We start from the raw sequence: 11,069 nt of genomic DNA on the forward strand, positions 1-11,069 counted from the left end.
TTGCGTTAGCGATACATCTTTTTCCTGTAATGCCCGATGCAGGGTTTCCGGAAACCCGCCGTATCAGGATTGAACGAGGCGGAATGGCGCCTTACCCGCCTCGTTCCCCCGCCGCCGGAAAGGCCGGCGGCTGATCCCCAAACGGAGTTTCGGAAATGACCATCTCCCACCGCACCATCGCTGCCATGGCCGTTTCGGCGTTGCTGGCCGGCGCCACCACCGTCATCGCCCAGCCCGCTCCCCCGGCCGACGCCCCCAAGGGCGGTCCCCGCGCCGAGATGCTGGCCAAGTATGACGCCAACAAGGACGGCAAGCTGGACGAGACCGAAAAGGCCGCCATCAAGGCCGACCATTTCAAGAAGCTGGACAAGGATGGCGACGGCAAGGTCAAGCGCGCCGACTTCCCGGCCGCCGCCGAGGCCGCCCGCGAGGCAGCAAAGCAGGAGCGTGAGCTGGCCCTGTTCGACAAGATGGACACCAACAAGGACGGCACCGTCACCCAGGCGGAATTCGCCGCCTTCAAACCGGAACGCGGCGATCATCCGGGGCGTGGGCACCGGCATGACCGCAAGGCCGGCGACAAGTAACCGGGTCTCGCGTGATGAGCATGACGTCCGCCCTGTCGAAACGTAGAATGGTGGGAACGGCTACGGCGCCCACGGTCGGGGTGTGGGCGCACGACAGGCAGGACGTCATCTTGAACGATGCGGGTGAAACGGACGAGGCGTTGGTGGCAAGGGTCGCGGCTGGCGACCGGCGGGCCTATGGTCTGCTGGTCGACCGCCACCTGGACCGCACGGTCACCATCGCCCACCGCATCCTGAACAATCAGGCCGATGCGGAGGATGTGGCGCAGGAGGCGTTTTTGCGTCTCTGGCGCCACGCCGACCGTTTCGACCCCGGTGCCGCGCGGTTTTCCACCTGGTTCTACCGGGTGACGACCAACCTGTGCCTGGACCGCACCCGCCGCCCCCCCATGGCGACGCTGGAGGCGGCGGGCGATCCCGCCGATCCGGCCATGGACCAGGAACGGTCGCTGGCCGACCGGCACACCAAGGCCGCCGTGGCGGCGGCGGTCGCCGACCTGCCCGACCGGCTGCGGGCGGCGGTGACATTGACCTATGATGGCGGCCTGTCCAATGCGGAAGCCGCCAAGGCGCTGGATGTCAGCGTCAAGGCCCTGGAAAGCCTGCTGGTCCGGGCGCGTCGCGCGCTTCGGGAAAAGCTGGCGGGATGGGGTACATGAACATGCTTTGTGTTGAACGTACCGGCCAAGGGTGGCTGCCATGACCAAACGCGAATTCCTTGATCTTCTGGACCGGTACGGGGCCGACCCCGCCCGCTGGCCCGCCCCCTTGCGCCTGCGCGCTGACCGGGCACTGGCCACGGACGCGGATCTGCAAGCCCTGTGGCAGGCCGAAATTGTGCTGGAAGACGCGCTGGCCGGCCTGCCGGAAACCATCGCCGGGCCGGAATTGCGCCGCTCCGTACTGGATATCCCGCTGGACCATCCGCGTGGCGCCATCACCCCGTCGCTGACACGCCTGCTGATCGAGGGCTGGCGACGCTGGACGGCGGGCATGGCCACGGTGACGGCCGCCGGCCTGATCGGCTTCGTCCTGGGCTATGGCCAGCTGGTGGAACCGCCCGCGGCCTCGGCGGGGGAACAGACGGGGGTGGAGGAACTGGCCTCCCTGCTGGGTGACACGACCTATGATGAAGCGGTCGATCTGGAGAATGCGGAATGAAACGGTCGACCCTGATCCTGTCGGTGCTGCTGGTCCTGTCGGCCGCGGGCAATCTGGCCGTGCTGGGCATCTTCGCCGGCCATTGGATGCGTGGCGGCGGTGATCGTCCGCCCAGCAGCGTCGACCGGCTGATGGGTCTGGTGCCGCCGCCTCTGCGGCCGGAGATCGACGCGGTGGTGCGCAACCGGGATGAGGAGGTGCAGACGCGGGTCCAGGCCCTGCGCGATGCCCGCCGTGCGGTGGGCGAGGCCCTGCGCCAGCGCCCCTTCGACGCCGCCCAGGCCGAAGCCGCCCTGACCGATTTGCGCCTGCAGACCGGCCGCATCCAGGAAAAGCTGCACCGCACCGTCGTGGAACGGATGTCCGCCGCCCAGGCCGCCGGCACCCTGCCCCCACCGCCCCCCGACCATGGCAAGGGCAAACCCGACGACAAGCCGCCGCCGGGGAAATGAAAGCGCGTAGGTCAGGTCGAGCCGAAGGCGAGCCCTGACCTACGGATTGCAACAGGGAGGATCACGCCATGACCACCGCCCTCGCGGCGCATGCCCTGTCGCGCTTCGGCTTCGGTGCCGGGCCCGGCGATCTGGACAAGGTGAAGTCCGACCCGCGCGGCTGGGTGGAGGCGCAGCTGGCCCCCCGGCCCCGGCCCGGCCCCCTGTCCGGCCATGAAGGCTCCGCCATCCGCGTCGCCGATTATCTGGCCGCCCGCAAGGCGAAGGGCGAGGCGGAGGAGATGGCCAAGAAACGGGCGCGCGAGCGTTACCGCGCCGATATCGCACTGCGCACCCGTCTGGCCGCCACCAGCGAGGCGCCGTTGCAGGAACGGCTGGTACAGTTCTGGTCCAACCATTTCACCATCTCCACCCAGCGCCCCGTCGTCGCCCCCCTGGGTCTGGCGTATGAGAACGAGGCCATCCGCCCCCACATTCTGGGCAGTTTCCGCGACATGGCGCGGTCCGCCATCCTGCACCCCGCCATGCTGATCTATCTGGACAATGCCCAGTCGATCGGCCCCGACAGCAAGGCCGGGCAGCGCCGCGACAAGGGCCTGAACGAGAATCTGGGGCGCGAGGCGCTGGAACTGCACCTGCTGGGCGTGGATGGCGGCTATCACCAGGATGATGTCCGGGCCATGGCCCTGATCCTGACCGGCTGGACCCTGAACGAGGCGGACGGCACCGCCGATTTCATCGACCGCCGCCACCAGCCGGGCGAGAAGCTGATCCTGGGTCAGCGCATCCCCGATGGCGGCATGGCCGAGGCGCCGGCCGCCATCGACATGCTGTGCGCCCACCCCGCCACCGCCAACCATGTGGCCCGCAAGCTGGCCCGGCATTTCATCGCCGACGACCCGCCGCCGGCCGCCATGACCGCCCTGGCCAAAAGCTTCCGCGACAGCGGCGGCAATCTGGCCGCCGTCACTCGCACCCTGGTCCGCCTGGATGCCGCCTGGGCGCAGCCGCTGGCCAAGATGCGCAGCCCCAATGATTTCGTCACCGCCACGCTCCGCGCCAGTGCCGTGGAAATCCCCGACGACAAGCTGGTGAACGCGCTCAGCCTGCTGGGCCAGATGCCGTTCGCCGCCCCCTCGCCCGCCGGCTGGACCGATGATGCCGCCGGCTGGACCGGGCCGGATGCCATCCTGCGCCGCATCGACTGGTCCCTGGCCTTCGGACAGCGGGTAGGGGCCAAGGTCGATGCCCGCCTGCTGCTGGATACCGCGCTCGGCGATCTGGCCGATGACGGTCTGCGCCAGGCCATCGCGCGTGCCCCCAGCCCGGCCGAGGCGCTGGGTCTGGCCCTGTCCTCCCCCGCCTTTCAACGGAGGTGATCATGCATCTGCATCGCCGTCACTTCATCGCCGCCGGGGGTGCCTGCCTCCTGGCCGCATCCGCCCCCCGTCTGTCGCTGGCCGCCGCCGGCACCGACCGGCGCCTGGTGCTGATCGTGCTGCGCGGGGCCATGGATGGCTTGGGCGCCGTCGTGCCCTATGCCGATCCCGACTATCGCGCCATCCGCGCCAACCTGGCCCTGGCCGAACCGGGGCAGGAGGGCGGGGTGCTGGACCTGGATGGCCGCTTCGGCCTGCATCCATCCCTGGCGCCGCTACATGAATGGTGGGGACAGAAACAGCTGCTGGCCGTGCAGGCCATCGCCACCCCCTATCGCGAACGCAGCCATTTCGACGCCCAGGACCTGCTGGATACCGGCGGCATCCGCGCCGGCGACGACACCGGCTGGCTGAACCGGGCGCTCGCCCGCCTGGATGGCGGCGGCAAGGGCCTGGGCCTGTCGCTGGGCCAGGGCGTGCCGCTGGTGCTGCGCGGGTCGGTGCCGGTGGCCAGCTGGGCACCCTCCCCCCTGCCGGAACCGACCATGGATTTCATGGACCGCGTCGCCGAGCTTTACGGCAAGGACCCCGTCCTGGGCCCGGCCCTGGCCGCCGGACTGGGTGTCGCCGACATGGCCGCCGGCATGGATGGCAACAAGAAGCGTGAGGGGGCCAAGGACCGGCTGATCCTGGCCGAAACCGCCGGCCGCATGCTGTCCGACCCCGCCGGCCCGCGCGTCGCCACCCTGGAACTGTCCGGTTGGGACACGCATGTCGGCCAGGGCACGATCCAGGGCCGCCTGCCCAACGCCCTGGGTCAGCTGGCCGAAACCATGGTAACGCTCCGCAACGCCATGGCGGGTGTCTGGGACCGCACCCTGATCGCCGTGGTAACGGAATTCGGCCGTACCGTGCGGCCCAACGGCAATGGCGGTACCGACCATGGCACGGCCGGCGTTGCCCTGCTGGCCGGCGGTGCGGTGGAAGGCGGGCGCGTCCTGGGCGACTGGCCGGGCCTGCGCGAGGACAAGCTGTTCGAAGGCCGCGACCTGGCCCCCACTACCGACATGCGCGCCCTGCTGAAGGGCATATTGTCCGGCCATCTGGGCCTGGCCCCGGCGGAGATCGACAAACATATCTTCCCCGACGCCAAACAAGTGCGCGCATTGCCGGATTTGATCCGGGCCTGACGGGCAGGCTATGATGGGCCCGACCGTCAATGCCGGACCCTGGCCCTCATGACCCACACGCCCCCCGCCGCCGATGCCGTCAGCGACTGGACCGACGTCTATTTCCAGCGCACCCGCGCCATCGTGGAAAAGTTCGGCGACCAGCCCGTCACCTATGCCGTGTTCATGCGCCGGCCCGTGGTCTTCGCACCCCGGCTGGCGCTGGACTGGCTGCGGGCTGTCGCGGCCGAACGCGGCTTCACGCCCGACATCCAGCTGAATTACGAGGAAACCAAGTGGGTCGGTGCCGGTGAGCCGATGATGTGGATCACTGGCCCGTTCAGCCAACTGGTGGAACTGGAAACCCTGTTCCTGATGAAGCTGGGCCCTGCCTGCGTGGCCGCCTACAACGCCTATATGATGTGCGCCGGCCTGCCCAAGGTGGCGTTCCTGGCCATGGATGCCCGCCATTGTGCCGGCACGGAAATGGCGGAGATCATGGCCTATGCCGCCTCGGTCGGCTCGTCCCGCGCAAGGCGGCGCGACGGGGCCGTCGGCTTCGTCGGCAATGCCACCGACGCCACAGCGCATTATTTCGGCCGCGACAAGGGGCTGGGCACCATGCCCCATGCCCTGATCGGTTATGCCGGCTCCACCGTCCGCGCGGCGGAAATGTATGCCGAAACCTTCCCCGGCCAGCCGATGACCGTGCTGGTCGATTATTTCGGGCGGGAGGTGACGGACGCGCTGGCCGTCTGCCGCCGCTTCCCCGACATGGCGGGGGCCGGCGACCTCAGCTTGCGCATCGACACACCCGGCGGCCGCTTCATGGAAGGGCTGGACCCGCCCAGCAGCTACGCCGTGCTGGACCGCCACGCGCCCGCCAGCATCCGCGGCTACCGCGACGAAACCGAACTGCGCCACCTGATCGGCGCCGGCGTGTCGGCCGCCGCCATCCACTTCTTGCGCGAAAAACTGGACGAAGCCGGCTTCGCCCGGGTCCGCATCGTGGCCTCCAGCGGCTTCTCCCCGGAGAAATGCCGCGTCATGGCCGACGCCAAGGCCCCGATCGATGTGGTCGGCACCGGCAGCTACCTGCCCGACAAATGGGCCGAAACCTACGCCACCGCCGACATCGTCGAATATGGCGGGGTGAAGCGGGTGAAGGTGGGCCGCGAGTTCCTGTTGCGGCGGTAAGATTTGAGATTAACTCAGGCCGGCCTGGGCTTTTTAATGAGACGCCATCTTGTCCTCACATCACCAGGAAGTAGTTGGAATTCTATAATTTTAGCTATATTTATTCCATTCTCAGATGTTAATCGAGGTAAGTTATGCCTTTTCCGTGGCCAACCGGTCGTTACGAAACCATTCAGTACGAAATGCATCACTTATCCTCAATAAACAGAGTAATAAAGGATTCAAGAGGGCAAAAAAGACAGGTGATTTTTCATTTCGGATATCACTGTTTTACGGATTCCAAAAAGACATTGGATTTTCGGCATCGATTTTCGGATCCAGACTCCCCTGGTGAAGAAAGAGTTTTTTGTCCAAAGCGTTGGCTTCTGTCGAGAGATTTGAAAAAGAAATTGGAAACCGATGTCAGTAAAATTGACATAGAATATATCGACGGCGATCAATGGGTCTGGAATCATCAGATAGATGGTATCAATAAGCCATATTGTGTGTTCTTTAGGTTTGGAACGACCCAGCCGCGCCTTCCTATTCAAATTGACGTAGTATCAGCTTACGTCCGCAGTGGAGGTCGTGTTAGCGGGGCCGACAAAGACCGGTTTATTGCCATTCTTGCAAGAGAATGTGGGATCGACGGCGCTCTCGTCTCTTAAAAAGGAGGAGGCCGGGCATCGTTCCAGCCCGGCCTACCCACCTTACTACCTGCGTCACGCAAGGCTGACAGTCGCCTGTCTCAGGGCACCAGTTGACCCCACGAATAAACGAGAGGTGCGCTTCCCAGGTGCACAATTATGTAACACCATTCCCCTGCCAATGTCAATCCCTAATGAAATCTCGTATAAAACAAAGAACAAAAAATATCTAAAAAAGAAAATTTAACAAGGGGCCAAAGAATTTGGCCCCTTGTTAGTATGTTGTTTTTATGGACGCCGATCATGCAGTCAATAATAGGTCACCTTATCATCCACCAATGCATCAGAACCCGACGCGCAGGCCCACACCCAGCGTATAGTCCGGCTTGTCATCCTCCACGAACAGCGTATCGCCATTCACATACAGGCCGGCATTGTCGCTGACGGCAACGGCCAGGCCCAGACCGGCGCGGAACCCGTCACCCTGCGGGTCGGGCAGGATGGCGGTGTTGCGGCCCAGCGGGCTTTCACGGCGGTTGGACAGCACGGTGGTGTAGGTCTGGCCATCATCCTTGATCAGGTCTTCCTGATACCCGAACCGCAGTTCCGGCACCGCCACGCGGCCATTGCCCAGGTCGATGCTGGTCGACACCTGCCCACCGACATTCATCAAGAGCTGCTGTTCGGCCAGCTTGGAATGATCCAGGTTCAGGTGCAGCGCCCCCGTCTCGCTCCAGGCATCCAGCTCGACCCGGTTATAGTCGAAGCTGACAATGGGGCCATAGCGCAGGGAACCCGCCGTGGCGACGGAACCGAACTCCACCCCGACATGGTGCCCCTCGCCGTCGGTCTCGCCATTGGCGGTCAGGTTGTAGGCCAGCGTGTTGCGGCTTATATCCTCCACCGACAGGTCGGTATAGCGGTAGCTGGCATCGGCATAGAAACCGCCCGGCAGCGCGACGGTGGCATAGGGACCAACCGACCAGGCCTTGACCTTGGTGCCGCCCAGCGCGCCGAAATCGCTGTCCGTATCGGCATAGCCCAGGGCCAGACCGATGCGCACGGTGCCGGAGATCGCATAATCGCCAGCCACGCCCGCCGACCAGCTTTCCGGCTTGGACAGGCGCTTGCCATCCTGGTCATCCTCGGCGAAGGCCGACCAGTTGCCACCGGCCGCCAGTTCGAAACTGCCTTCCGACCTTTTGGCCAGACCGGCACGGATGGCCTGGGTCCGCCCCGTCAGGTCCGACGATGCCGCCGCCTGCGCCGCCAGCGCGGTCTCCCCCAGCGCCTGCCCGATGGCCGGCCCGGTCAGCGCCTGGCTTTCCGTGGCCAGCGGATCGACATAGGTGGGCAGGGTCAGGCGATAGGCCAGCAGCATCGTGTCGCTGTTGACGCCCGATGCATCCTTGTAGGGCGCACCCACCTGGAACCCGTCCTGGGTGACGAAATCATTGTCATTGCCCACGAACAGGAAGAAATCATCCAGCCTGGCCGCGTCCAGGGCCGGCACCAGCGACAGCGCCTCCCACTTTTCCGCCAGGCAGGAATTGGGGCAGTTCGGATTGTTGCTGGCACCATTGGTCAGGCCGAACCTGGCCAGCTGGGCGACATCGTTCACATTCACGAAGCTGGCGAACTGCACCGGCTTGATATCGGCGACCAGCACGCCCTTGGGCGCGATGGAGGTGCCGGTATCATAGGCGGTGCCGGCGATGTTGGTGGCGCCGGTGATGTCGATCAGGTCGATCTGGCGGTAGAAGCTGGTGGGGCTGCTGTTGGGCGTGGCCAGCGCGCCATAGCCGTTGCCGTCGCGCGACAGCAGCAGGAACTGGGTATTGTTCAGTGCCAGCAGTTCCGACTGCGCCGCCACGCGGTTCAGGGCGCCGCCGGGGGTGCCGTTGACGTTGAACATCGGCAGCTGGATGACATATTCGCCCTTCAGCACCGGGGCGGCACTGTTGGAGATGTCATAGGCGAACAGGCGGGTGTTGCGACGCGTCGTGGCCGTGCTGGCGATATCCAGGTCCTGGACATTGGCCGATTGCAGCGCCACCCATAGGGTCTTGCCGTCCGGCGACATGGACAGGCCTTCCAGGCCCTGGTTGTTCTGGCGGCCCCGCGTCGGGTTGACCGGGGTGGCCTCCGTCGCGCCATAGTTCAGCGACCCGTTGCGCAGCGGCAGGAAGCTGGCCGGCGGCGCGATGGCGGACAGCAATTTACCGTCGCGGGTGAAATGATAGATGTAGGGGCCATATTCATCGCTGACCCAAATGCTGCCGTCGGGCGCCAGCGCGAACCCTTCGGAATCCAGCGCCAGACGGCCGGTACCGGTCAGCGGCATGTTGGGAAACCCGTTCGCCGCCGGGCGATAAGTCAGGCCCGTACCCGTGCTGGCCGGGTCCAGGCCGCTGAAGAAGCCGCCCTTGTCGTCGGTGAACTGGATCGTGTCCACCAGCTTCATGCCGATCTGGGTCTGCGGTGCCGTGCCCGTGCCCGTATAGGGATTGAAGGTCAGCGACAGGACATTGTAGCGCGGGATGTAATTGGTGGTGCTGGCGACATTGTAGCCGCGGTCAGGCAGCGCATAGAGCGTGCCGGCATAGGACCCGTCGGCATTGCGGTGCCAGGAGCGCAGGTCGATGGCCATGGCCGACATCGACCCGACAGTCTCACCGAACTTGTCGCGTGTATTGGACGCCAGACGCCCCACGCCCTGCAGGCCCTGGTTGGTGAAGGTGGTGCCGTTCAGGGTGACGCTGGTCGCCGATTGCGCCAGCGCCGGCAGCGTACCCAGGCAAAGCGCGCTGGCCAACAGCGCGCCGCGGAACGATTGTTTCATGATGCCCCCCGGAAGATTTAAACTTCAATCGGGGGCTGATACCGGGCGGCGATGACAGTAAAGTTGCGGTTTGGGCGACAGAATTATTGCTGTCCGGGGATACGGAACTGAAAAATCCAGGTAAATGCAGGGCTTTCGGCGCAGCATATACAGTTCTGCATGCGCGCCATGATCCAGTTGAGAGATGGCGTCACAATTTCAGCGTATATGATTGTTTTTTCGGCGCGGCAGCTCAGAACTTCAGCCGCGTCGCCAGCTTCAGGGCCGTGCCGCCCTGCCCGTCCCAGCTCATATCGGCATTCAGCTTCATCCGGTCGATGCGGATCAGCGGGAACGGCGCCTCCAGCCCGACGCTGCCTCCGGTATCGGCGACCTGCGCCTTCACCGCCGACAGGCCGGTCAGGTCGGCCACCAGGCTGCCGTTGCGCGGCCGGTATTCCATGCCCAGATTGGGGCCCGCATCCGCCGTCCCCAGCGCCACCATGCCGGCCGTCAGGCGCCAGCCCGTCTGGCCGCTGGCGCACGCACTGCCCCAACTGCCCTGCACACTGCCCGACAGGGCGCCGAAACCGCCGGCCACGTCGCCCGACAGGCTGTTGGGCAGCAACGTCTGATCACAGCCGCGCGACAGGCGCAGCGTCTGGCGCATGCCCTCCGTCCCCATGCGCATGCCGACCTTGCTGTCCAGCCCCAGCGCCTTCAACTGCGCATCGGCCTTCAGCCCCGCCGCCTGGAACGCACGCGGATCGGCGGCGACACGGATAGGCGAAGACCCGGCAACGGCCGGCGTACCGCCCGTGAACCGGGCCAGCGCCCCGTCATAGATCCGTCCGATCCAGTCGGTCAGGGTGGCCATCATCGCCTTGCGCCCCTCCACCGGATCTGACGCCATCAAGGGCGCCTCCGTCACGGTGGCGGCGGGTGCGGTGGGCAGCGGCCCGACATATTGCGTGGACGGGGCGGCGACATTGTTGAAGCGGATGGCGAAGATCGTCGGCTGCGGCGTCTCGGCCAGGGCCGGCACGGCGGAGAGCAGCGACAGCGCCGCCAACAGACCTTTCCGCGTCCCCATCCGTCCCTCCCCCCAATAGATGCACGAGCCTACCAGACCGATCCGGCAACAGGCTGTGACTTCCGACCCGCCTCATGGAACATTTGATTAATATGATAATAAGGCGGAAACGCGGCAGCGCAACAGATTATGGGAAATGTTTTACGTTTCCGAATGCTCCACACCCGATTCCGACTTTCGGACGGTTATGTTCTCCCATCGCTCCCTGAACGGCTCCAGCCAGGGCCGCACCCGATTTCTATGCCCATCTTGCTGTAGTTCGGCATAAATCTACGGAAATCATTGTCCTTGCGGATATTCCCTTTCCTACTTGGCAACGACAGCCAAGTAAGATGCGCACGATGCACGACATCCGCAACGATGGTACTGGGAATAATGTAGGAAGTGGGAGTATCCAGCGGTGATTTTCCGAAATCGACAAATACATAAAATAGATTGGGATCGATAAGCTTTTCGTGCTTGACGCCCATGTGCCAACCACCATCGGCTCCCTTCTCTGTGCGGGTCTTAACTTGAACCGCACAGACTCGTTTGCCGATATTATCAGTGACCACGATATCCGTATTGGGCACACCGATCGGGGC

At 64.9% G+C, this 11,069-nt stretch carries 10 protein-coding genes; 7 read left to right on the top strand and 3 right to left on the bottom strand.

The window, feature by feature from the left end; translation table 11 throughout:
• The first annotated feature begins 155 nt into the window (after positions 1 to 155).
• The 7 genes from ACM9HJ_RS16825 to ACM9HJ_RS16855 all read left to right on the top strand — a co-directional run bounded on the left by ACM9HJ_RS16825 (position 156) and on the right by ACM9HJ_RS16855 (position 5,945).
• The gene (locus ACM9HJ_RS16825; protein ID WP_416572908.1) at positions 156 to 587 is read left to right on the top strand and encodes an EF-hand domain-containing protein; all 432 of its coding nucleotides are present in this window, start codon (positions 156 to 158) and stop codon (positions 585 to 587) included.
• A gap of 14 nt (positions 588 to 601) precedes the next feature.
• Positions 602 to 1,246 (top strand): RNA polymerase sigma factor, encoded by a 645-nt coding sequence (locus tag ACM9HJ_RS16830; protein ID WP_416572909.1) that lies wholly within the window; start codon positions 602 to 604, stop codon positions 1,244 to 1,246.
• Between the two features lie 40 nt (positions 1,247 to 1,286).
• Positions 1,287 to 1,748 (top strand): hypothetical protein, encoded by a 462-nt coding sequence (locus ACM9HJ_RS16835; RefSeq protein ID WP_416572910.1) that lies wholly within the window; start codon positions 1,287 to 1,289, stop codon positions 1,746 to 1,748.
• Positions 1,745 to 2,200: a periplasmic heavy metal sensor gene (locus ACM9HJ_RS16840; RefSeq protein WP_416572911.1), complete on the top strand. Its 456-nt coding sequence runs from the start codon at positions 1,745 to 1,747 to the stop codon at positions 2,198 to 2,200. Before ACM9HJ_RS16835 ends, ACM9HJ_RS16840 begins: the two co-directional genes overlap by 4 nt.
• 68 nt (positions 2,201 to 2,268) lie before the next feature.
• A complete protein-coding gene (locus tag ACM9HJ_RS16845; RefSeq protein ID WP_416572912.1) occupies positions 2,269 to 3,579 on the top strand; it encodes a DUF1800 domain-containing protein in 1,311 nt (436 codons plus the stop codon).
• Positions 3,580 to 3,581: 2 nt separating this feature from the next.
• The gene (locus tag ACM9HJ_RS16850) at positions 3,582 to 4,769 is read left to right on the top strand and encodes a DUF1501 domain-containing protein (protein WP_416572913.1); all 1,188 of its coding nucleotides are present in this window, start codon (positions 3,582 to 3,584) and stop codon (positions 4,767 to 4,769) included.
• A 48-nt stretch (positions 4,770 to 4,817) separates the two neighbouring features.
• Positions 4,818 to 5,945: a nicotinate phosphoribosyltransferase gene (locus tag ACM9HJ_RS16855; protein ID WP_416572914.1), complete on the top strand. Its 1,128-nt coding sequence runs from the start codon at positions 4,818 to 4,820 to the stop codon at positions 5,943 to 5,945.
• 969 nt (positions 5,946 to 6,914) lie between these two features.
• Here the strand turns inward: ACM9HJ_RS16855 and ACM9HJ_RS16860 are convergent.
• From ACM9HJ_RS16860 to ACM9HJ_RS16870, 3 genes are all read right to left on the bottom strand, one after another.
• A complete protein-coding gene (locus ACM9HJ_RS16860; RefSeq protein ID WP_416572915.1) occupies positions 6,915 to 9,413 on the bottom strand; it encodes an esterase-like activity of phytase family protein in 2,499 nt (832 codons plus the stop codon).
• Positions 9,414 to 9,645: 232 nt separating this feature from the next.
• Positions 9,646 to 10,485: a hypothetical protein gene (locus ACM9HJ_RS16865; RefSeq protein WP_416572916.1), complete on the bottom strand. Its 840-nt coding sequence runs from the start codon at positions 10,483 to 10,485 to the stop codon at positions 9,646 to 9,648.
• 185 nt (positions 10,486 to 10,670) lie between these two features.
• Positions 10,671 to 11,069, bottom strand: a 399-nt coding sequence (locus ACM9HJ_RS16870; RefSeq protein ID WP_416572917.1) for a hypothetical protein, incomplete at its 5' end; no start/stop codon positions are given.

Origin of the sequence: Niveispirillum sp. KHB5.9, from assembly GCF_048066115.1 — a bacterium.
GTDB lineage: Bacteria > Pseudomonadota > Alphaproteobacteria > Azospirillales > Azospirillaceae > Niveispirillum.

Bases quoted from the DNA above. Each gene is read 5' to 3' on its own strand.
- ACM9HJ_RS16855 (WP_416572914.1), top strand. From the start codon at position 4,818: ATGACCCACACGCCCCCCGCCGCCGATGCCGTCAGCGACTGGACCGAC.
- ACM9HJ_RS16835 (WP_416572910.1), top strand. From the start codon at position 1,287: ATGACCAAACGCGAATTCCTTGATCTTCTGGACCGGTACGGGGCCGAC.
- ACM9HJ_RS16850 (WP_416572913.1), top strand. From the start codon at position 3,582: ATGCATCTGCATCGCCGTCACTTCATCGCCGCCGGGGGTGCCTGCCTC.
- ACM9HJ_RS16845 (WP_416572912.1), top strand. From the start codon at position 2,269: ATGACCACCGCCCTCGCGGCGCATGCCCTGTCGCGCTTCGGCTTCGGT.
- ACM9HJ_RS16865 (WP_416572916.1), bottom strand. From the start codon at position 10,485: ATGGGGACGCGGAAAGGTCTGTTGGCGGCGCTGTCGCTGCTCTCCGCC.
- ACM9HJ_RS16840 (WP_416572911.1), top strand. From the start codon at position 1,745: ATGAAACGGTCGACCCTGATCCTGTCGGTGCTGCTGGTCCTGTCGGCC.
- ACM9HJ_RS16825 (WP_416572908.1), top strand. From the start codon at position 156: ATGACCATCTCCCACCGCACCATCGCTGCCATGGCCGTTTCGGCGTTG.
- ACM9HJ_RS16830 (WP_416572909.1), top strand. From the start codon at position 602: ATGAGCATGACGTCCGCCCTGTCGAAACGTAGAATGGTGGGAACGGCT.
- ACM9HJ_RS16860 (WP_416572915.1), bottom strand. From the start codon at position 9,413: ATGAAACAATCGTTCCGCGGCGCGCTGTTGGCCAGCGCGCTTTGCCTG.